General features: G+C 64.6%; 15 protein-coding genes and 1 pseudogene. 9 read left to right on the top strand and 7 right to left on the bottom strand.

The features are described 5' to 3' along the window. Window positions 1-151: 151 nt before the first annotated feature. The 4 genes from ACFDR6_RS21250 to ACFDR6_RS21235 all read left to right on the top strand — a co-directional run bounded on the left by ACFDR6_RS21250 (window position 152) and on the right by ACFDR6_RS21235 (window position 4,033). The gene (locus tag ACFDR6_RS21250) at window positions 152-1,582 is read left to right on the top strand and encodes a TolC family outer membrane protein (RefSeq protein ID WP_375859394.1); all 1,431 of its coding nucleotides are present in this window, start codon (window positions 152-154) and stop codon (window positions 1,580-1,582) included. A gap of 23 nt (window positions 1,583-1,605) precedes the next feature. Next, entirely contained in the window at window positions 1,606-2,163 is a 558-nt protein-coding gene (locus ACFDR6_RS21245) for a P-loop NTPase family protein (RefSeq protein WP_375859393.1), read from the top strand. Window positions 2,164-2,215: 52 nt separating this feature from the next. Beyond that, window positions 2,216-3,178, top strand: a complete 963-nt coding sequence (locus ACFDR6_RS21240) for an amidohydrolase family protein (protein ID WP_375859392.1) — start codon at window positions 2,216-2,218, stop codon at window positions 3,176-3,178. A gap of 228 nt (window positions 3,179-3,406) precedes the next feature. Further along, window positions 3,407-4,033 (top strand): LysE family translocator, encoded by a 627-nt coding sequence (locus ACFDR6_RS21235; RefSeq protein ID WP_375859391.1) that lies wholly within the window; start codon window positions 3,407-3,409, stop codon window positions 4,031-4,033. A gap of 10 nt (window positions 4,034-4,043) precedes the next feature. Here the strand turns inward: ACFDR6_RS21235 and ACFDR6_RS21230 are convergent, their stop codons facing one another. The 3 genes and pseudogenes from ACFDR6_RS21230 to ACFDR6_RS21220 form a co-directional block, all read right to left on the bottom strand. After that, entirely contained in the window at window positions 4,044-7,160 is a 3,117-nt protein-coding gene (locus ACFDR6_RS21230) for an efflux RND transporter permease subunit (RefSeq protein ID WP_375859390.1), read from the bottom strand. A 29-nt stretch (window positions 7,161-7,189) separates the two neighbouring features. Next, the gene (locus ACFDR6_RS21225) at window positions 7,190-8,434 is read right to left on the bottom strand and encodes an efflux RND transporter periplasmic adaptor subunit (RefSeq protein WP_375859389.1); all 1,245 of its coding nucleotides are present in this window, start codon (window positions 8,432-8,434) and stop codon (window positions 7,190-7,192) included. Between the two features lie 144 nt (window positions 8,435-8,578). Further along, window positions 8,579-8,899: pseudogene (locus ACFDR6_RS21220) on the bottom strand (CoA transferase); the annotation flags it as partial. A gap of 64 nt (window positions 8,900-8,963) precedes the next feature. On the opposite strand from ACFDR6_RS21220, the gene ACFDR6_RS21215 reads away from it, so the two are divergent. Beyond that, window positions 8,964-9,251: a hypothetical protein gene (locus tag ACFDR6_RS21215; protein ID WP_375859388.1), complete on the top strand. Its 288-nt coding sequence runs from the start codon at window positions 8,964-8,966 to the stop codon at window positions 9,249-9,251. A gap of 164 nt (window positions 9,252-9,415) precedes the next feature. Further along, window positions 9,416-10,186 (top strand): SDR family NAD(P)-dependent oxidoreductase, encoded by a 771-nt coding sequence (locus ACFDR6_RS21210; protein ID WP_375859387.1) that lies wholly within the window; start codon window positions 9,416-9,418, stop codon window positions 10,184-10,186. Window positions 10,187-10,362: 176 nt separating this feature from the next. Here ACFDR6_RS21210 and ACFDR6_RS21205 read toward each other — a convergent pair whose 3' ends face one another. The 3 genes from ACFDR6_RS21205 to ACFDR6_RS21195 are packed head-to-tail and all read right to left on the bottom strand — an operon-like array spanning window position 10,363 to window position 16,113. Further along, the gene (locus ACFDR6_RS21205) at window positions 10,363-13,848 is read right to left on the bottom strand and encodes an error-prone DNA polymerase (protein WP_375859385.1); all 3,486 of its coding nucleotides are present in this window, start codon (window positions 13,846-13,848) and stop codon (window positions 10,363-10,365) included. Then, entirely contained in the window at window positions 13,845-15,428 is a 1,584-nt protein-coding gene (locus tag ACFDR6_RS21200) for a Y-family DNA polymerase (RefSeq protein ID WP_375859383.1), read from the bottom strand. The genes ACFDR6_RS21205 and ACFDR6_RS21200 overlap by 4 nt, the downstream gene beginning before the upstream one ends. Then, on the bottom strand, window positions 15,319-16,113 hold the full coding sequence (locus ACFDR6_RS21195; protein ID WP_317240397.1) for an ImuA family protein: 795 nt from the start codon (window positions 16,111-16,113) through the stop codon (window positions 15,319-15,321). The genes ACFDR6_RS21200 and ACFDR6_RS21195 overlap by 110 nt, the downstream gene beginning before the upstream one ends. A gap of 161 nt (window positions 16,114-16,274) precedes the next feature. Between ACFDR6_RS21195 and ACFDR6_RS21190 the strand changes: the two genes are divergently transcribed. Together ACFDR6_RS21190 and ACFDR6_RS21185 are read left to right on the top strand one after the other, a co-directional pair. Then, window positions 16,275-17,510, top strand: coding sequence for a putative DNA modification/repair radical SAM protein (locus ACFDR6_RS21190; RefSeq protein WP_317240398.1), 1,236 nt, complete (start codon window positions 16,275-16,277; stop codon window positions 17,508-17,510). Next, a complete protein-coding gene (locus tag ACFDR6_RS21185; protein ID WP_375859382.1) occupies window positions 17,510-18,952 on the top strand; it encodes a UdgX family uracil-DNA binding protein in 1,443 nt (480 codons plus the stop codon). Before ACFDR6_RS21190 ends, ACFDR6_RS21185 begins: the two co-directional genes overlap by 1 nt. A gap of 121 nt (window positions 18,953-19,073) precedes the next feature. Here the strand turns inward: ACFDR6_RS21185 and ACFDR6_RS21180 are convergent, their stop codons facing one another. After that, window positions 19,074-20,246, bottom strand: coding sequence for a M20 aminoacylase family protein (locus ACFDR6_RS21180; protein ID WP_375859381.1), 1,173 nt, complete (start codon window positions 20,244-20,246; stop codon window positions 19,074-19,076). A gap of 174 nt (window positions 20,247-20,420) precedes the next feature. On the opposite strand from ACFDR6_RS21180, the gene ACFDR6_RS21175 reads away from it, so the two are divergent. Continuing rightward, window positions 20,421-22,049 carry a GMC family oxidoreductase gene (locus tag ACFDR6_RS21175; protein WP_375859379.1) on the top strand — a complete coding sequence of 543 codons (1,629 nt, stop codon included), beginning with the start codon at window positions 20,421-20,423 and terminating at the stop codon, window positions 22,047-22,049. The last annotated feature ends 58 nt before the right edge of the window (window positions 22,050-22,107 follow it).

Below are 22,107 nucleotides of genomic sequence, written 5' to 3'. Positions count from 1 at the left end.
CGCGTTCCCGCGGCCCCCTGTGACGAAGCTGCAACAAGCACGGATTACATGGGGGTTTTCCCCGCGGCAGTTTGCCTGCGGGACCTCGGCTGGTTAAACAGTTAAGAGGCCACCGTCGGCGGGGGCGGACAGCCGGGTTAAGCGGGATTACATGATTGGACTTACCGCCAGAGCTGGTCGCGTGATGACGCGGCATCAATCGGGCGTGGGTCTTGCGCTTGCGACATGGACCACGCTGGCGCTCTGTTGCGCCCTGCCCTCCGCTGCCTGGGCCGAAGCCTTGCCGGAAGCGCTGGCCAAGGCCTACCAGACCAATCCGCAGCTCAATGCCGAACGCGCGCGACAACGCGCCACGGACGAGAACGTGCCGCAGGCTCTCGCCGGTTACCGGCCGCAGATCGTGGCAAGCCTCAGCGCCGGCCTGCAATCGGTACGCAATCTGCTGCCCGACAACACGGTCCAGACCGGCAACTTGAAGCCATGGATCATCGGCGTCACCGTGACGCAGACCCTATTCAACGGCTTCCGCACCGCCAACAACGTCCGTGCCGCCGAACTGCAGGTCCAGTCGGGCCGCGAGGCGCTGCGCAATGTCGGCCAGGGCGTCCTGCTCGACGCGGTCACCGCCTACACCAACGTGCTCGCCAACCAGTCGCTGGTCGAAGCGCAGCGTTCCAACGTCGCCTTCCTGCGCGAGACGCTTTCGGTCACCCAGCGCCGCCTCAACGCCGGCGACGTCACGCCGACCGACAGTGCGCAGGCCGAAGCGCGCCTCAATCGCGGCCTTGCCGATCTCAACGCCGCCGAGGTCGCGCTCGCCATCAGCCAGGCGACCTATGCGCAGGTGATCGGCAATTCACCGTCCCAGCTTCGGCCCGCCGAGGTCGTCGACCGTTATCTGCCGAAGAACCGCGAAGACGCCATGACGATGGCGATCCGCCAGCATCCGGCGGTGATGGCCGCCAGCTTCGACGTCGATGTCGCCTCCACCAACATCCGCATCGCCGAAGGCGTGCTGCTGCCGAGCGCCACCATCCAGGGCAGCGCGAGCAAGAGCCGCAACAACGACCCGACGCTCGGCACCTTCGCCGAGGACCAGGCCTCGATCGTCGCCAACGTCACCGCGCCGATCTATGACGGCGGCCAGGCCGCCGCGCAGACCCGGCAGGCCAAGGAGATCACGGCGCAGAGCCGGCTCGTGCTCGACCAGGTGCGCAACCAGGCGCGCACGGCGGCAATCAGCGCCTGGGTTGCCAATGAGGGCGCCAAGATCGCCGTCTCGGCCTCCGAGTCCGAGGTGAAGGCCGCGACCGTCGCGCTCCAGGGTGTGCAGCGCGAGGCCGCCGGCGGTCAGCGCACGACGGTGGACGTCTTAAACTCGCAGGCCGATCTGATCCAGGCCAAGGCCCGCCTGATCGGCGCCAACCGCGACCGCGTCATAGCCTCCTACACGCTGCTCAGCGCCGTCGGCCATCTCGACGTCAAGACGCTCAGCCTGAACACGCCGGACTATCTGCCCGAGGTGCATTACCATCAGGTCCGCGACGCCTGGCACGGCCTGCGCACGCCGTCGGGGCAGTAGCTTCAATCATCTGGGCGGAGCCGATGAAAAGCCGCCGCATCCACCTGACCGGCGCTTCGGGCGCCGGCGTCACGACGCTCGGTCGGGCGCTCGCGGGCCGGCTTGCACTGCCGCATCACGACAGCGACGATTATTTCTGGCTGCCGACCGTGCCGCCCTACCAGACGACGCGCCCGCCATCCGAGCGCCTGCGCCTGATGCGCGAGATGTTCCTGCCGCGTCGCGACTGGGTGCTCAGCGGGTCCGTCACCGGCTGGGGCGAGGAGCTTGTCTCCTATTTCGATCTCGTCATCTTCGTGACCACACCGCGCGAGATCCGGATGAAGCGATTGCGTGCCCGCGAGACCACCCATTTTGGCGCCGACGCCGTCGCGCCGGGAGGCTGGCGCCACGATGAGACCGAGTCTTTTCTCGATTGGGCCTCCCACTACGAAGCCGGGGATCGCGAAGGGCGCAATCTCGCCAAGCATGAGGCGTGGCTCGCGAGCCTGTCCTGCCCGGTCGCGCGCGCCGACGGCTCACGCCTGCTTGCGGACCTTGTCGAGCAGCTATGCAACGAGGCACAGCGGCTGCCGGGCTGATGTGATACTCTCGCGGCTCCACTGCAAAACAACAAGAACAGGGAGTGAAACCGTGCTCAACCGACGCAGCGTCCTGCTTGCCTCCCTCGCCGCCGGAGTAGCCATGACGAACAGAGCCCGCGCCCGGGCCGCACAGCCTGCGACGCCGGTCAATTTCGACGTTCCACCGCACGCCTGCGACTGCCACACCCATATCCACGGCGATGTCGAAAAGTTTCCGTTCTTCGCCGGACGCGTCTACACGCCCGAGCCGGCCTCTCCGGAGGAGATGGCCGCTTTGCACAAGGCGCTGCATGTCGAACGCGTGGTGATCGTCACCCCCAGCGTCTGCGGCACCGACAATTCGTCGACCCTGTTCGGCATGAAAGCCCGGGGCGCGACTGCACGCGGTGTCGCCGTGATCGACGACAAGACGCCGGAGAGCGCGCTCGATGCGATGCATCAGGACGGCTTCCGCGGCATCCGCCTCAATCTCGCGACCGGCGGCGTCAGCGATCCCAATGTCGGACGACCGCGTTTCACCGCCGCAACCGAGCGCATGAAGGCGCGCGGCTGGCACGTGCAGCTCTACACCACGCTTGCCATGATCTCGGCGATCAAGGACCTCGTCGAGACCGCGCCGGTGCCCGTCGTGTTCGACCATTTCGGCGGCCTCGAAGCTTCAAAGGGCGTGGAGCAGCCGGGCTTCTCCGATCTCGTCGCCCTGGTGAAGTCCGGCAAGGCCTATGTCAAGATTTCGGGCGCCTACCGGTCGTCGAAGCTCGCGCCGGACTATCAGGACATGGTGCCGTTCGCGCAGGCCCTGATCGCGGCCAACCCGGATCGCATCGTCTGGGGCACCGACTGGCCGCATCCGGATTCGAGCCGCGTCGAGGGACGCAAGGCAACCGACATCGCGCCGCTCTACCAGATCGACGACGGGCGACTGCTCAATCAGCTTCCGGTATGGGCTCCGGATGCGGGTGTGCGCAAGAAGATCCTGGTCGACAATCCGGCGCGGCTCTACGGATTTTGATTCGCGACGTAGCAATCGCGTCATCGCAGCTCATTGCAGGTGGAACTCGACTCCACATCGCGCGGCGGAACCGCCGTAGCGAGAGCACGACATTGCAATGAGCGCAAAGCCGCCGTCGCATCACACGAACGTGTCTGCATTCAAATTCCGTTTTCACCCTTTCGGTTGAGGCGACGATTTCGGTTCGCCGGTACGTACACGCACAGATTCATTTGTTTGTGCGGACGCATGTCTTTATCGCATTATCTTGCCGCGCTCGTCTCCGGCATTGCAATCGGGTTCACCGTCGCCGCTCCCATCGGGCCGATGGGCATGTTGTGCATTCAGCGCACCCTGACATCGGGGATGGCAACAGGGCTCGCAACCGGCTTCGGTGCGGCGACCGTCCATCTCACCTACAGCGCCTTTGCGGTATTGGGACTTGGTTCGCTTGCGCGGCCTTGGGTCGAGGCCAACGCGGCGGGATTCGGAATCGTCTCGGCGCTCACGCTGCTATGGTTCGCGATCCGGACACATCGATGTTCGATCGTGCCCCAGGATGTCGGTGAGATCGACAGAGTACATCTGACGCGTGCCTATCTCAGCGCGGTCGCGCTCGGACTGACCAATCCCCTGACGGTCATCCTGTTCCTGGCGGCGCTGCATGCGTTCTCCACGCAGGCCGCGGCGGCGCCGCTGATCGCAGGCGTCTTCGTGGGCTCGGCAATCTGGTGGATGATGCTCAGCACGATCGTTGCAACCGCGCGGTCGCGGCTCACGCCTCGGATGCTGTCGCTGAGCAGCCGATTCGCCAGCCTGATGTTGCTCGCGCTCGGCACCGCGATGCTGCTGCGGACCGCGCAAAGGATGCTGTAGCGGGCGGCACTCAGCGCACGCGGCGCGAGAAGAATGAAATGAGGACCGGCAAGGTCACGAGGATCACGACGGGCGCCAGCATCATGCCGGTGACGACCACGACCGCGAGCGGCTTCTGGACCTGGGAGCCGATGCCCTCCGACAGCGCCGCCGGCAGAAGGCCGACCCCGGCGACGACGCACGTCATCAGGACCGGACGGAGCTGCAACTCACCGGTACGTACAACCGCACTCATGCGCTCCATACCCTCTTCGATGAGCTGGTTGAACTGCGACAGGATGATGATGCCGTCCATCACGGCGATGCCGAACAGTGCGATGAAGCCGATCGCCGCGGAGACGCTGAACGGGGTGCCCGTGATCAAGAGGCCCAGCACGCCGCCGAAGATCGCCATCGGGATCACGCTCATGGCCAGCAGCGTGTCGGTCAGCGTGCCGAAATTGAACCAGAGCAGCACGCCGATCAGCGCCAGCGAGATCGGCACCACGATCGACAGCCGACGAATCGCATCCTGGAGGTTGCCGAACTCGCCGACCCAGTCCATGTGCGAGCCGGGCGGCAGCTGCACCTGCTCGGCGATCTTCTGCTGCGCCTCGCGGATCGCACTGCCGAGGTCGCGCTCGCGCACCGAAAACTTGATCGGCAGATAGCGCTCCTGCTGCTCGCGATAGATGTAGGCGGCGCCGGAGACGAGACTGATGTCCGCGACCTCGCTCAGGGGAATCTGCGTGACGGTGCCGTTCGGCCCGGGCGCGCCGATCCGCAAATTGTGGATCGCCTCCGCGCTCCTGCGGTATTCCGGCGCGAGGCGAACGATGATCGGGAAGTGGCGGTCGCTGCCCGGCTCATAGAGATCGCCCGCGGTGTCGCCGCCAACCGCGACCTTGATCGTGGCGTTGATGTCGCCCGGCGCAAGGCCATAGCGCGCGGCCCTGGCGCGGTCGATGTCGATCTGGACGGTCGGCTGCCCGAGCGAGGTGAACACGGCAAGGTCGGTGACGCCCTGCACGGTCGACAGCACCTGCTTGATCTTGTTGGCGGTATCGGTCAGGGCCTGAAGATCGCTGCCGAACAGCTTGATCGAATTCTCGCCCTTCACGCCGGAGACGGCCTCGGAGACGTTGTCCTGGAGATATTGCGAGAAGTTGAACTCGACGCCGGGGAAGCGGTCGTCGAGCTGCTTCAGCAGCTCCGCGGTCAGCACTTCCTTGTCGCGCGTACCGGGCCACTGGCCCACGGGCTTCAGCGGCGCGAAGAACTCGGCATTGAAGAAGCCGGCGGCATCCGTACCATCGTCGGGACGGCCGTGCTGCGACACCACGGATTCCACCTCGGGCCGGGCGCCGATCAGCTTGCGCATCTCGTTGACGTAGGAATTGCCCTCCTGGAGCGAGATGGTTGGCGGCAGCGTGGCGCGGATCCAGAGATTGCCCTCTTCCAGCTTCGGCAGGAATTCGAGGCCTAGCAGCCGGGCGAGCGCGACCGTCATCATCACCAGGCCGACCGCGGCGCCGAGAACGATCCCGCGGTTGGCCACCGCCCAATTCAGCACAGGCATGTAGAGCCGGTGCAGGATCAGCATCACCTTGGTCTCCGTCTCATGGACATGCGCCGGCAGGACGATCGCGGACAGCGCCGGGGTTACGGTGAACGTCGCCAGCAGGCCGCCGGCCAGCGCATAGGCATAGGTGCGGGCCATCGGCCCGAAAATGTTGCCCTCGACACCCGACAGCGTGAACAGCGGCAGGAAGGCCGCGATGATGATCGCCGCGGCAAAGAAGATCGAGCGCGAGACGTCGGCAGCCGCGCTGAGGATGGCGTGGCTCTTCATGCCGAACATCGTCTCGGGCGACATATGCCCGGTTTCCGACGGCGGCGTCGTCTGCGTCAGGCGGCGGAAGATCGCTTCCACCATGATGACGGTGGCGTCGACGATCAAGCCGAAATCGATCGCACCGACCGACAGCAGATTGGCCGATTCCCCACGCAGCACCAGGATGATGACGGCAAAGAACAGCGCGAACGGAATGGTCGCGCCGACGATCAGCGCACTGCGCAGATCGCCGAGGAAGATCCACTGCAACAGCACGATCAGCAGAATGCCGACCACCATGTTGTGAAGCACGGTGTGGGTGGTGAGATCGATCAAATCCTTGCGGTCGTAGATTCGCTCGATGCGTACGCCCGGCGGCAGGATGGTCGAATTGTTGATCTGCTGGACGAGTTGCTCGACGCGTTTGATGGTCGGCGTGCTCTGCTCGCCACGTCGCATCAGGACGATGCCCTGCACGATGTCGTCGGCCTCGTCGAGGCCGGCAATGCCGAGACGGGGCCGCTGCCCGACGGTGACAGTGGCGACATCCTTGACCAACACCGGATTGCCGCCTGTCTGCGCCACCATGGTATTGGCGAGATCGTCGATCGAGCGGATCAGGCCGACGCCGCGCACGACGGCCGATTGCTGGCCGATGTCGACGGTGTTGCCGCCGACATTGACGTTGGAATTGCCGACCGCCTGGAGCAATTGCGGCAGCGTCAGACCGTTGGCGACGAGCTTGTTGAAGTCGACCTGAATCTCATAGGTCTTGCTCTTGCCGCCCCACCCGGTGACGTCGATGACCCCGGGCACGGCGCGAAAGCGTCGCTGCAGAATCCAGTCCTGAATGGTCTTGAGATCGAGCACGCTGTAATTCGGCGGCCCCACGAGACGGTAGCGGAAGATCTCGCCGATCGGGCTGAGCGGCGAGATCTGCGGCTGCACGTTGCCGGGCAGCGGTGCGAGCTGCGCCAGGCGGTTCAACACCTGCTGCAGCGCCTCGTCATAGGTATAGGCGAAGGAGAACTGAATCTTGACGTCGGAGAGACCGTAGAGCGAAATGGTGCGGATGGTCGTGATGTTCTTCAGGCCCGCAACCTGGGTCTCGATCGGGATCGTGATATAGCGCTCGATCTCCTCCGCCGACAGCCCCGGGCTCTGCGTCACGATGTCGACCATCGGCGGGGTCGGATCGGGATAAGCCTCGATGTTGAGCCGGTCGAACGCAATCAGGCCGCCGATCAGGACGGCGACGAACATGCCGACCATCAGGAAACGCCGGTTGACGGCAAGAGCGACGAGACGATCCATTCAGGTCTTCAATTTTCTTGGGTCGTCGATCAGCTGCCGGACGCCGCGCGGTCGATGAACAGGCTGCCTTTGGTGACGATCTGCTCGCCGGGCTTCAGATTGCTGGTGACCTCGACGAGATTGCCGTTGATGAGTCCGGTCTTGATCTGTCGCAGCTCGACCGACTTGTCCTCGCGCGCGACCCAGATGCGAACCTTGTCGGCTTCGTAGATCAACGCCTGTTTCGGCACCGCCGGCGCGGCGCGGTCGCCGGCCGAGTAGATCGTGACGTTGGCGAACATCTCCGGCTTGAGCAGGCCGTCCTTGTTGTCGATGGTGGCACGAACCAGCAGGCGGCGGGTGCCGGGATCGATCGCGGCGGCGACGTAGTTGATCCTGGCGGTCAGCGGCCGCCCCGGCAGCGCCATCACGTTCACGGTGATGTCCTGGCCGGTGCACACCGCAGCCGCGTCGGTCTCGCGCACGAAGGCGGTGAGCCAGACGGTGGAGAGGTCGCCGATCACGAAGACCGGATCGCTGGCGCCGGAATTGACGTATTGGCCGGGGCCGATCTTGCGTTGCACGACGGTGCCCGCGATCGGCGAATAGATCGTGATTTCCCGGTTGATGACGCCTTTCTCCTGGAACGCAGAGATGGTCTCGTCGGTGAACCCGAGGATGCGCAGCTTGTTGCGCGCGGCTTCCAGCGCCGTTCCTGAAGAGCGCATGTCGTTTCGCGCCTGGACCTGGGTCGCTTCCGCCTGCTGATAGTCCTTCAGCGGAATGGCATGGCCCTCATAGAGATCCTTGGCGCGCTTGAACTGGATGTCGGCGAGCTCCAGCGCCGACCTCGCCTTGTTCTGCGAGGTCATCGCCACGATGAAATCGTTCTGGGCCTGCACGGTGTCGGCGGCCTCGATCGTGAACAGCGGTTGTCCCTGTTTCAGCATCTCGCCCGGCTTGGCAAGCAGCTTGGTGACTCGCCCTGCATAGGGGGAGAACACCGGCGTCGAACGGTCCTCGTCGACCGCGACCTTGCCTTCGGTGACATACTCGGCCCGGAAGCTCTTGGCCTTGACCGGCTCGATCATCAGCGTCGCCCATTCGGACGGTGTCGGCGTGAAGGTCTGCGCATTCTTGCGCGACTGGCTCGAGATCTCGGAGTGTTTCTTTTGCTTAGGCGCCGAATAGGAGAAGCCGTAGCCCCCGGCACCGGCGAGAGCTAGCAAAACCACGAATGTGACCACCCGTCGTTTTGTAAGAACCTGCGATCGCTTGGTATCTTCAACCACCATGGAGCCCGGTCGTGTCTGCGACGATCTCGGCAAATGATTGCCTCATCGTCGCGCTAATAGTGCCGAATTCTGATCTCAGACAACCTAAAAAGCGCAGAACATCTCGCGGTCGACGTTAAAATCTTGCGGCATGTCAGCTTCGTGTCAGCTTCGCACCGGCCACCGTGCCGGATGGCCGCCGAGCGGCATCGCCGGACGGCGCCATTGCGCCGGCGTTTTCGACAGCAATGCCGAATGACGCACGGCCTTCAACATACCGAAGCCGGATGGCATGCTCTCGATGAACCCAGCATGTACAGCCTCGCCCGTAAGATCCCGGGTGCTCAGTCCGCCGTCGAGCCGGCCGAGATCTCTTAGCCACCGCCCGGTCTGCGCCAGCGACACGCGCACGTGCCAGCTACCACCGTCGTGGGCCTGACGCGCCCTGGCCATCATTGCGCCGAACGCCATCAGATGCGGCGGGGCTTTGCATGGCCGCTTCTCTCCCCTTAGTTTTCAGGACGATCCCACTTTCACAGAAAGGATTGCAATGACCGCCATCGATCCCCTCACTGCGGGCGCCGTGTTCGTCGCAACGGCGGCCACCGACGCGGTCTATGTGATGTTCACCTCGGCCGTGATCGCGCGCAAGCGAATGTCAGCGGCGAACTGGAGCGCGGTCTGGTACATGCTCTCTTCCTACGCCGTGATCAGCTACACCGAGAACGCCTTATACGTCGCCTTCGCCGCGATCGGCTCCTGGGCCGGCGCCTACGCCTCGCTGACCTTCCTGCACCGACCGCCCGGCGGCCCGCCGGTGGGCGCGGCGCCGGAGTGAGGAGGCGGCGGCTCTCTCCACGTCATTGCGGGCACAGCGCAGCAATCCAGGCTGTCTCCGCGGATGCGTTTCTGGCTTGGCTGCGCTCGCAACGACGAATTGGATAGTTCAGCATGTCTGCCGAAGCAGCTACATTCTCGGCACCAACAAGAAGGAGTTAAACAATGGATCTCGGTCTCAATGGAAAGAACGCCATCGTCCTCGGCGGCACACGCGGCATCGGGCGGGCGATTGCGGCAACGTTGGCCGGTGAAGGTACCAATGTCGCGGTGTGTGCGCGCAATGCGGAGCAGGTTGCGGCAACGGTCGCGGAGTTGAAGGCGGGCGGAGTTAACGCCACCGGCAGCCCGGTCGACGTCACCGACGGCGCGGCGCTGAAATCCTGGATCGAGGGCGCAGCGAAGGAACTCGGCGGCATCGACATGCTGTTCTCCAATGCCGGCGCGATGGCGCAGGGCCACGATCCCGCATCGTGGGAGCAGAACTTCCGGCTCGACCTGCTCGGCGCCGTGCATGCGTTCGATGCCGCGCGGCCGTTCCTCGAAGCGAGCGGCGACAGAAGCGGCGATGCCGCCTTCGTCATCATCTCGTCGATCTCGGCAGCGCAGGCGGACACGGCCAGCTCCTACGGTCCGATCAAGGCGGCGCTGATCCACATGGCCAAGGGACTGGCGCGGCAATATGCGAAGAAGAAGATCCGCGTCAACGTGGTGTCGCCCGGCACCGTCTATTTCAAGGGCGGCGTCTGGGAGATGATCGAGAAGAACATGCCCGAACGTTACAAGGACGCGATGAAGCGTAACCCAACCGGCCGCATGGCGACGCCGCAGGAAATCGCGAGCGCGGCGGTGTTCTTGGCGAGCCCTGTGTCGGGGTTCACCACGGGATCGAATCTCGTCGTGGACGGCGCGATCTCGAACCGGGTGAATTTCTAGACACGGCCGGCTCCCGCCAGCTCCCTCATCCTGAGGTGCGAGTGGCGCGACGCAACAGCATGGCGCCGGGAGCCTCGAAGGATGAACGGCCAGGCTGGCAGCCGGGCCGTCGCCCTTCGAGGGCCGCTGAACAAGCGGCCGGGGTGACGGTCAAAGATAGACTGCCGCCACGTCCCTCAATGAAAATCCCGCGACGGCGGCAGGATGCGGACGTTGCGGGGATGGCGGATCTTTTGAGCCGGCATATCCGCGAGCGCGCGCGGGTCTTCGTTGAGCGGCTCGACCACGGTCGCGCCTGCCGGCACCGGGTGATTGCGGCTCAGCGCATCGTTGGCGAGGCCGACCAGATCGTGCGAACGGTCGACCATGCGCTGGGCGATGAGATGGGTCACCTTCTCGGGGCTGCTCTGGATATAGCCTTCGACCAGAATGAGGCGCGCGCCCATCACTTCTTTCCGGTACTGCTCCATGATCTTGGGCCACACCATGACATTGGCGATGCCGGTCTCGTCCTCCAGCGTCATGAACACGACGCCGCTGGCGCTGCCCGGTCGTTGCCGCACCAGAACCACACCGGCACAGCGGACGCGGCGCCGCTCGTTCTCATGGCTGATGGCCTTGCAGGCCACCACCCGCTCGCGCGAAAACATCTCGCGCAAGAATTCCATCGGATGGCCCTTGAGCGATAGCCGGATGGTCTGGTAATCGGCGACCACCTGTTCGGAACGCGGCATCAGCGGCAGCGGCTTTGCATGCTCGTCCGGCTGCTCGCGGGCGGTCGCCGCCTCGAACAGCGGCAGCGGCACGTCGTCGGGCAGCCGCCGCACCTGCCACAGCGCCTCGCGGCGATCGAGCCCGAGTGAGCGGAACGCGTCGGCATCCGCCAGCAGGATCAGCGCGCGCTTGGGCAGGCCGGTATCGCGGGCAAAATCCTCGAGCGAGGTGAAGGGTCGCCGGCTGCGCGCGGCAACGATGCGGTCGGCCCAGTCCAGCACTTTCTCCACATTGTCATTCCGGGGCGACGCGTCAGCGTCGAACTCTGATGCGCAATTGCGCATCTGAGAATCCATTCCTCCAGACGTATGCGGCCCGATGGATTCCGGGCTCGCGCCAAGTGGCGCGCCCCGGAATGACAGCTGAGAGCGCTTCAGTCTCTCCTCATCCTCGTCCAGCCAGTGAAATCCGTCGATCTGACGGAAGCCGAGACGCACCGCGCAATATTTGCCGCTTCCCTCCTCCAGCGTGTTTTGCGCGAAACTATAGGACACGTCGATGTCGCGGACCTCGACACCGTTCTTGCGAGCATCGCCGACGATCTGCGCCGGGGCGTAAAAGCCCATGGGCTGCGAGTTAAGGAGCCCGCAGCAGAATGCGTCGGGGTGATGATATTTCAGCCACGACGAGATGTAGACGAGCTGCGCGAAGCTCGCGGCATGGCTCTCGGGGAAACCATAGGAGCCGAAACCCTTGATCTGGTCGAAGCAGCTTTTGGCAAAGTTGGCATCGTAGCCGCGCGCCACCATGTTGCCGATCAGCTTCTCCTCGTATTGGCCGATGGTGCCGACATTGCGGAAGGTCGCCATCGAACGGCGCAGGCCGTTGGCTTCCTCCGAAGTGAATTTGGCTGCCTCGATCGCGATGCGCATCGCCTGCTCCTGGAACAGAGGCACGCCCTTGGTCTTGTGCAACACTTTGTAGAGCTCGTCCGCAGGGCCATGCTCGGGCGCTGGCGAGGGGTAGGTCACCTTCTCCTCACCGTTCCGCCGCCGCAAGTAGGGGTGCACCATATCGCCCTGGATGGGACCTGGCCGCACGATCGCAACCTCGATGACGAGATCGTAGAAGGTCCGCGGCTTCAGACGCGGCAGCATGTTCATCTGCGCGCGGCTCTCGACCTGGAACACGCCGAGTGACTCTCCATCGCACAGCATGTCATAGACCTCAGGATCGTCCTGCGGAACGCTCGCCAGCACCCAACGCTTACCCTTGTGCTGATCGATCAAGTCGAAACATTTCCTGATGCAGGTCAGCATGCCCAGCGCGAGCACATCGACCTTCATCATGCTGAGCGCATCGACGTCGTCCTTGTCCCATTCGATGAAGGTGCGGTCATCCATCGCAGCGTTGCCGATCGGCACATAGGTGTCGAGCCGGTCCTGCGTCAGCACATAGCCGCCGACATGCTGGGAGAGATGGCGCGGGAAATCGATCAGCTCGGTCGCAAGCTCGACCGCGAGATTGATCATGGGATTTTGCGGATCGAGGCCGGCCTGCCTGACCTGCATGTCGTTGAGGCCCTTGCCCCAGCTGCCCCAGACGGTGTCGGCAAGCGCGGCGGTGACGTCCTCGGTCAGGCCCAGCGCCTTGCCGACGTCGCGAATGGCGCTGCGCGGGCGATAATGGATGACGGTGGCGATGATCGCGGCGCGGTGGCGGCCGTAGCGACGATAGACATATTGCATCACCTCCTCGCGGCGCGAATGTTCGAAATCGACGTCGATGTCGGGCGGCTCCAGCCGCTCCTTGGAGATGAAGCGCTCGAACAACAGATCGACCTTGGTCGGATCGACCGAGGTGATGCCGAGCACGTAGCACACGGCCGAATTCGCCGCCGATCCCCGCCCCTGGCACAGAATGTTCTGGCTGCGCGCATAATGCACGATGTCATGCACGGTGAGGAAATAATGCGCGTATTTCAGCTCGGCGATCAGCGCGAGCTCCTTCTTCAGGGTCGCGCGCAACTTGTCGTCGATCTTACCGCCGAAATATTTGTCGACACCGGCCCAGGTCAGATCCTCCAGATGCCCTTGGGCGGTCTTTCCCGGCGGCACCGGCTCATCAGGATATTGGTATTTGAGCTGGTCGAGCGAGAAATCGATCCTGTCCGCAAAGCGCATGGTCTCCGCGATCGCATCAGGGAAATCGCGGAACAGCCGCGCCATCTCCCGCGGCGTCTTCAAGAACCGCTCGGCATTGGCTTCTAGCTTCCGCCCGACCGCCTCGATCGTGGTCTTTTCCCGGATACAGGTCAGCACGTCCTGAAGAGGACGGCGTGCGGGATCGTGATAAAGCACCTCGTTGGTCGCGAGCAGCGTAACCTTTGCCCTCGTGGCGAGATCATCGAGCCGCGACAGCCGGCGCCGGTCATCGCCGCGATAGACCAGGCTCGCCGCCAGCCACACGCCCTCGGCGCGGCTGTCCCTGAGCTTTGCGAGAACATCCAGCGCCGGAGCCGGCTCGAAGCGATGCGGCAGCGTCAGGACCAGGAGCTGGCCTTCCGAAAACTCCAGCAGATCAGCAAAGGTAAGACGGCATTCCCCCTTCTCGATCCGCGTGATGTCGTCGCCGCGCTTACCCCTGGTAAGCAGCTGGCACAGCCGACCATAGGCGGCGCGGTCGCGCGGATAGACAAGAATGTCGGGCGTGCCGTCGACGAAGACGATGCGCGCGCCGATCAGGAGCTTCGGCTTGTGCAGCACTTTGTCGTTGTCGAGCTCCTTGTAGGCCCGCACCACGCCGGCAAGCGTGTTGTGGTCGGCGATGCCGATCACAGGAATTCCCAAAGCGCTGGCCTGATGCACATAGGATCGCGGGTCCGAACCGCCGCGCAGGAAAGAAAAATTCGTGGTGATGCCGATCTCGGCATAAGCAGGCGCATTCATGCGAAGAGACCGTGCACATACCATTTCGCAGGAATGGACTTGCCTTCCTTGTTAATCAACTCGTCGTAGAGACCGTCGCGAAAGATCCAGAAGCGCAAGCCTTCGGCATTCTCGATACGGAAATAATCCCGCGTCAGCTGCTTGCCGCCCCGCCACCATTCCATGGCGATGCGCTCGGGCCCTTCCACCCGCACCACGGCATGCTGGGCGCGCCGCCAGGTGAATCGATGCGGCGGGCCGTCAGGCACGGTTGCGAACGGCACCGTGACCAGTTCCGGCTTGTCGAACAGCCGCAAGGGGCGCAGCGGCGGTTCGCTCTCGACCCGTACAGGCCATTCGGCTTGCATGGCCGCGGCGAGATGATGCTGTGCCGGCGCGGCCAGCGCCGCACATTCGGGGATATGCGTATCCTGCGGCAGGTGCACGACGACACGCTTTCCGCCGATGCGGGCGGCGATGCGATCGATCAGCGCGGCGAGCTCGTCATTGTCGTGGACATGGGCGTCGAGATCGCGCTGCTCCTGCACCACGATCTCGGTGCGGCTCGCCGACAGCCGCACCATGTCGAAGCCGAAGCCGGGATCGAGGGGATCGGCGAGCGCATCAAGGCGCTCGCGAAACAGACGGTCGATGACGGCGCTTTTCGTCACCGGACGGCCGGTCTCGACCGTGATCGCGCGCACCACGCCGTCGGTGCGGAAGAACGCCGCCTCCAGGCGCCGCGCGCCCTTGCCCTGCTTCTCCATGGAGGCGATCAACGTGTCCGCAAGCCGCGACAGCGTCATCGCGATCATGGTGTCGGTCGCGATCGGCTCGGCAAAGCGCTTCTCCACGATGTAATCGGGCAGCGGTTTGCGCGGACTGATCGGCGCATCGCCCTGCCCCAGCGCATGCGCGAGCAGCGTGGAGAACCGCGCGCCGAACCGTGCCGTGATTTCGCCCGGCGCGCGCGCGGCGACGTCGCCGATGGTCTTCAGGCCGGCGCGGCGCAGGCCGGTGGTGACGGCCTCGCCCGCCCCGAGCGCGGACACCGGAAACCGATCGATCGCCGCCGCCTCTCCGCCATCGGGAACGACGCTGCCCGATGCCTGCCGCGTCAGCGTACGCGCACAGACCGACGTGCCGGCGATCGCCGCACCGACGGCAAAGCCCTGGCGGGCAAGCGCACGGACCAGCGTCGTTAGCAGCGCAGCCTCGCCGCCGAACAGATGGGCGCAGCCCGTAATATCCAGGAACAGCCCGTGCGGCGGATCGAGCGCGACCAACGGCGTGAAGCGGTCGCACCAGTCGGCGATGTCGCTGAGCGTCTTCGCATCGGCGGCAGTATCGGCGTCGAACACACGCAAATCCGGGCACATCGCCCGCGCATTGGCCAGCGGCTGGCCGATATACAAGCCGAGGCGCTCGGCGGCCTCGTCCAGCGCATGGATCACCAGCGCGTTGTTGTCCTTGATGACGACGATGCTGGGTTCATCCGGCGCGCCGTTGCTCAACTGCAAAAACCGCTGGATCCGGTCGATGGGCAGGCGCGGCAGCCACAGGCTGAGAATACGTCGACGGCTCACTGAACTGGCACTCATCACATTTCCATTCCATGATCCACCGGCCGCACGGGCCATGACGATTGCGTAACAACTCGGCATCGAAGCGCGGCGCGCCCCAGGCACTCCACACCGAGCCCGGCGGCGAATGCGCCGCGCGCAGCATCCATCGCGTCTCCGCGGTCGACGGCAAAGGCTGCGCGGCCATGCGCAGCATCAGGCCGGTGACGCCGGAAGATTGCGCCGCCAGCGTCAGCTTGCGGCTCGCCACCAGATCGAACTGCCTGATATCGCCCCAGAGCTCGAGCACGACGGCGCCCAGCGCATCGCAGGCGAGCGCGTCGGCCGAGGTGCGCAGCGCGCTCTCGACATCGGCGGCGCGCACCATCACCATGCGGCGCGGATCAAGGCCGAGCTCGGCGAGGCCGCTCATCGACAGCGCGCCTGTCTCGATGTCCGAAAAATCCTGCCGCACCCACAGCAGCGGCTTACGCGCCGTCACGCGGCCCGCGAGCCCGGTGACAAAACCCGTCGCGGCAGCGCCCTGACGCCCCTCGCAAAACACCTCATGGATCGCCGCGCGCGCCAGCCCGCCCTTCAGCGCGCCGTCGGCCTCGTGATGGCCGAGCGCGACGCGGTCATGCTGATGCACGACCTCCGCCGTCTCGATGCGCTCGATCTGGCCACGCAAGATCGCAAGCGCGCTGCTACGTGCGCCGCTCATGCTCGCCGCTCCTCGGAAATTTGGTGCCGTGGTCTTCAAAAGAAGAACCAGCGGCTGGCTCATTTGTTCATGATATGTTCTAATATAAAGCTAACGGCGCCCGAAGAGTCAATCGAATTGGCGCGCCTAGGGATTCATGAGCGGAATCAAAGGGATTCTTGATGGACGTACAACGCAAGCTGGAAATCCTGGCGGATGCCGCCAAGTACGACGCGTCCTGTGCCTCCAGCGGCACCGAGAAGCGGGATTCCCGCGACGGCAAGGGCATGGGCTCGACCGCGCCCGGCATGGGCATCTGTCATTCCTACGCGCCGGACGGACGCTGCATCTCCCTGCTCAAGGTGCTGCTGACCAATGCCTGCAATTTCGATTGCCTCTATTGCGTCAACCGCGCCTCCTCCAACGTGGCGCGCGCCCGCTTCACCATCGACGAACTGGTCAAACTCACACTCGACTTCTACCGGCGCAATTACATCGAAGGGCTGTTCCTCTCCTCCGGCATCATCCGCAGCCCCGACTACACCATGGAGCAGGTGGTCAGCGTCGCGCGCAAATTGCGCGAGGAGCATCACTTCCGCGGCTACATTCATCTGAAGACCATCCCCGAAGCCGACGACGCGCTGATTGCGGAAGCCGGCAAATATGCCGACCGCCTCTCCATCAATATCGAGATGCCTCAGGAAACCAGCCTGCAGCAATTCGCGCCGGAGAAGGACGTGCGCGCGATCCGTCGCACCATGGGCCGGCTGCGGCTGAAGCTCGACGAAGCCGAGGAAGCTCGCAGCGCGAAGACAAAAGCCAAGCCGCAGCGTTTCGCGCCCGCCGGGCAAAGCACGCAGATGATCGTCGGCGCCGACGCGGCCTCCGATCACACCATTCTCCACACCAGCGCTAATCTCTACGGCGCCTACCGGCTGCGGCGCGTCTACTATTCCGCGTTCAGCCCGATCCCCGACGCCAGCCGCGCGCTGCCCCTGCGCGCGCCGCCCTTGCTGCGCGAGCACCGGCTCTACCAAGCCGACTGGCTGATGCGATTTTACGGCTTCGACGTTGCGGAGATCGTCGACGAGAGCGCGATGCTGCCGCTCGACATCGATCCAAAGCTCGCCTGGGCGTTGCGCCATCGCGACCATTTTCCACTCGACGTCAACCGCGCCAGCCGCGAGGAGCTTTTGCGCGTGCCGGGCTTCGGCACCAGGACGGTTGAACGCATCATCGCGACACGCCGCACCACCACGATCCGCCTCACCGATCTCGCGCGGCTTCACGTGCCCAAGCACAAGGCGCTGCCGTTCATCGTCCTCAGCGATCACCGCCCCTCACCGCATCGTCTCGACGAGGCGCGACTGATCGAGCGGTTCAAGCCGAAGGCAACGCAACTGGGGTTTGGCTTCTGATGCAGTACATCACCCTCGACACCGAAACCGATTTCGACGGCTGGCGCAAAGCCGCGCGGACGCTCGTGCTTCATCTTGTGAAGCCCACCGATGTCACCTGGGCCGTGCAGGGCGGCGAAGCGGAGCTGTTCGCGCCGCTCTCGCCGTCTCCGATCCTCGAGGTGAATGACGGCACCTTCAGCGTATCAGCAAAATTCGTCGAGCTCGCCAAGGCCGCGATCCTGCACCGTGATCCCGAGCGATTTGCGATTCTCTATCGCCTGCTGTGGCGGCTGAAGGACCATCACGATCTCATCGAAATCGCGACCGATCCCGATGTCGCGCAGGTCACCGCCATGGCGAAAGCGGTCTATCGCGACGAGCACAAGATGCACGCCTTCGTGCGCTTCCGCGAGATCGGCCGGGAACGCGCGGCGCATTACGTCGCCTGGTTCGAACCGGAGCACCACATCGTCGAGCTCGCCGCGCCGTTCTTCGCCCGGCGCTTTGCCGACATGCTCTGGTCGATCCTGACGCCCGATTTGTGCGCGCATTGGGACGGCCACGCGCTCTCGTTCACACCGGGTGTCAGCAGGAGCGAAGCACCAAGCGAGGACCGGCTGGAGGAAACCTGGCGGCGCTACTATGCCAGCATCTTCAATCCGGCCCGGCTCAAGGTGAAGGCGATGCAGGCCGAGATGCCGAAGAAATACTGGAGGAACCTGCCCGAGGCTTCGATCATTAAGCCTCTGATCGAGGACGCCGAGCGCATGACCGGTGCCATGATCGCCAATGCCGCAACCGATCCGCACAAGCCTCAGAGGCGGCCGGAGGCTCCGATGAAGCGCAAGACCACAGTCGACAATCTCGAAGCTCTGCGCGAGGAAGCCGCGCATTGCCGCGCCTGCCATCTCTACAAGGACGCGACCCAGACCGTGTTCGGCGAAGGCCCGAGATCGGCAAACATCATGCTGGTCGGCGAGCAGCCCGGCGACAAGGAAGACCTCGCCGGCCATCCCTTCGTCGGTCCGGCCGGCCAGATGCTCGACCGTGCACTCGCGGAGGCCGGTGTCGACCGCAAGAAGGTCTATGTCACCAACGCGGTCAAACACTTCAAGTTCGTGCCGCGTGGAAAGATCCGCCTGCACCAGAAGCCGAATACGCCTGAGATCCGGGCGTGCCGGCAATGGTATGAGCGGGAAGTTTCAGCAATTCAGCCCGATCTGATCGTGGCGATGGGGGCCACGGCTGCGCAAAGCGTGTTCGGCAAGATCACCCCGATCGGCAAGACCCGCGGTCGCCTCATCGAGCTTCCTGATGGGCGCAAGGCTTTGGTGACGGTGCACCCCTCCTATCTGCTGCGGCTACCCGATCCGGAAGCGAAGCTGCTGGAATATCAGCGCTTTGTCGAAGATTTGAAGATTGCTGCCAGCTTGCAGAAGAAGGCGGCGCGGGCCGCCTGAATATAACTGGAAGGAACGGCTTTGCGCGAACGGCTTTGCGCCGTTGTTGGCGAGCCGATCCGTCAAGAAGAACGAGCCCGCGCAATTCGCGGGCCATTGCATCTCTGCTTCGGCTCCAGCGTTACGACGCCGCGAGCGACTCCTCGACCAGCTTGACCCAGTAGGACGTGCCGAACACGATCGCCTCGTCGTTGAAATTGTAGGCGGGGTGATGCAGGCCGGCGCTGTCGCCGTTGCCGCAGAAGATGAAGGCGCCGGGCCGCGCCTCCAGCATATAGGCGAAATCCTCGCCGCCCATCAGCGGCGGCATCTCGTGCACGTTGGCTTCTCCGGCGACCTGCCCGGCGATGCGCCGCGCCACCTCGGTCTCCGCGGCATGATTGTTCACCACGGGATAATTGCGCTTGTAGTGCAGGTCGATCTTCGCACCCGTGATCTGCGCCACGCCCGCGACCACCTCGTGCACGCGCTTCTCTACGAGCTTGCGCACTTCCGGCGACAGGGTGCGGATGGTGCCCCTCAGCGTTGCCGTTTGCGGAATGACGTTGCGGGCATTGCCGGCGTGGAATTCGCAGATCGAGATCACCGCCGATTCCAGCGGATCGACGCTGCGCGCGACGATCGATTGCAAGGCGGTGATCACCTGCGCGCCGACCAATACGGAGTCCACGCACTTGTGCGGACGCGCGGCATGGCCGCCGAGGCCCTCGATCATGATGTCGACCTCGTCCGTCGCCGCCATGATCGGACCCGGCCGGATCGCGAACGAGCCGATCGGGATGCCGGGGCCGTTGTGCATGCCGTAGACCTGCTCGATGCCGAAGCGCTCCATCAGGCCGTCCTTGACCATGGCCTCCCCGCCGGCGCCGCCCTCCTCGGCCGGCTGGAAGATCACCACCGCATCGCCGGCGAAGTTGCGGGTCTCCGCGAGGTAGCGCGCTGCCCCGAGCAGCATCGCGGTGTGGCCGTCATGGCCGCAGGCGTGCATCTTGCCCGGAATCTTCGAGGCGTAAGGCAGGTTGGTCTGCTCGTCGACGGGTAGCGCATCCATGTCGGCACGCATGCCGATCACCTTGAGCCCCTCGCCCGCGGGCTTGCTGCCCTTGATCACGCCGACCACGCCGGTCTGGCCGAGCCCGGTCACGACCTCATCGCAGCCGAACTCGCGCAGACGGTCCGCGACGAATGCTGCGGTGCGATGAACGTCGTACAGCAGCTCCGGATGCTCATGGATGTCCCGGCGCCAGGCCTGAATATCGGGTTGAAGGTCGGCGACGCGGTTCACGATGGGCATGGAGGGTCTCGAACTTTGTTTGGATGAAGGACTGTCTAGCATGCAAGCGTCGGTCCACCTAACTCCTGCCGATCGAGGAGTAGCCCTGTGCTCTCGTCATGGCCGGGCTTGTCCCAGTCGGCTGCGTCTGCCTATTAGAACAGAACGCTGAGTGACCATCCGGGTGGAAGCAGAATGCCAAGGCGGCTCGAAGGTGAGTTTGACTACATTGTCGTCGGAGCCGGTACGGCCGGCTGCATCGTCGCGAACCGGCTATCGGCCGATCGCAACAACCGCGTCCTCATTCTCGAAGCCGGCGGCGACGACAATTGGATCTGGTTCCACATCCCCGTCGGCTATCTCTTCGCCATCGGCAATCCGCGCTCGGACTGGATGTTCAAGACCGAGGCCGAGCCGGGCCTGAACGGCCGCGCGCTCGCCTATCCCCGTGGCAAGGTGATCGGCGGCTGCTCGGCGATCAACGCCATGATCTCGATGCGCGGACAGGCCGCGGACTACGATCACTGGCGCCAGCTCGGCATGACCGGCTGGGGCTATGACGACGTGCTGCCGCTGTTCAAGCGGCTGGAAGACCATTTTCTCGGCGCGAGCGAGCATCACGGCGCGGGCGGCGGCTGGCGCATCGAGGCGCCACGGCTCGCGTGGGACGTCCTCGACGCAGTTGGCGACGCCGCCGAGGAGATGGGCATCAAGCGCATTCCGGATTTCAACACCGGCGACAACGAAGGCACCAGCTATTTCCACGTCAACCAGAAGCGCGGCCGGCGCTGGTCGTCGGCGCGCGGCTTCCTCAAGCCCGCGCTGACCCGGCCCAATCTGCGGCTCGAGAAGCACGTGCTGGTCGACCGTCTGATCATCGAGCGGGGCCGCGCCGTCGGCGTGCGCTTCTTCCAGAACGGCGAGATCATCGAGGCGAGGGCGAAGCGCGAGGTGATCCTCTCGGCTGGCTCGATCGGCTCGGTGCAGGTGCTGCATCGCTCCGGCATCGGCCCCGCCGACTGGCTGTCACCGCTCGGCATCGACATCGTCATGGACAAGCCCGGCGTGGGGCGCAATCTCCAGGACCATCTCCAGCAGCGCGCGATCTACAAGGTCGAAGGCGTGCGCACGCTGAACGAAACCTATTACAACCTGTTCCGCCGCGGACTGATGGGGCTCGACTACGCCTTCCGCCGCCGCGGTCCGCTGACCATGGCGCCGTCGCAGCTCGGCATCTTCACGCGCTCGGATGCGACGCGCGCACGCGCCAACATCCAGTTCCACGTGCAGCCATTGTCGCTCGACAAGTTCGGCGATCCCCTGCACCGCTTCCCCGCCATCACGGTGAGCGCCTGCAATCTCCAGCCGACCTCGCGCGGCACCGTGCGACTGCGTTCGGCGAGCCCGGACGAGAAGCCGATCATCTCACCGAACTACCTGTCGACCGACGACGACCGCCAGGTCGGCGCCGATGCCATCCGCACCACGCGACGCCTGATGCAGCAGAAGGCGCTGGCCAAATATCGTCCGAGCGAATACCTGCCCGGTCCCTCCGTCGGCGACGACGATGCCTCGCTCGCGAAGGCCGCCGGCGACATCGGCACCACGATCTTCCATCCCGTCGGCACCGCGAAGATGGGCGCGGTGAATGATCCGATGGCCGTGGTGGACGAACGGTTGCGCTTCTACGGCCTCGATGGCCTGCGCATCGTCGATGCCTCGATCATGCCGACGATCACGTCGGGCAATACCAATACGCCGACCGCGATGATCGCCGAGAAGGGCGCGACGATGATTCTGGAGGATGCGAAGCGACCTGCGTAGCCCGGATTGCGCCGCGCTCCATCGTCTCCGCGGAGGGATATGGATTGCTTCGCTTCGC

It is taken from the genome of Bradyrhizobium tunisiense (assembly GCF_042263385.1).
GTDB classification, from domain to species: Bacteria; Pseudomonadota; Alphaproteobacteria; order Rhizobiales; family Xanthobacteraceae; genus Bradyrhizobium; species Bradyrhizobium tunisiense.
Note: the sequence above shows the minus strand (reverse complement) of the source record. Positions and strands in the feature narration are given on the sequence as shown.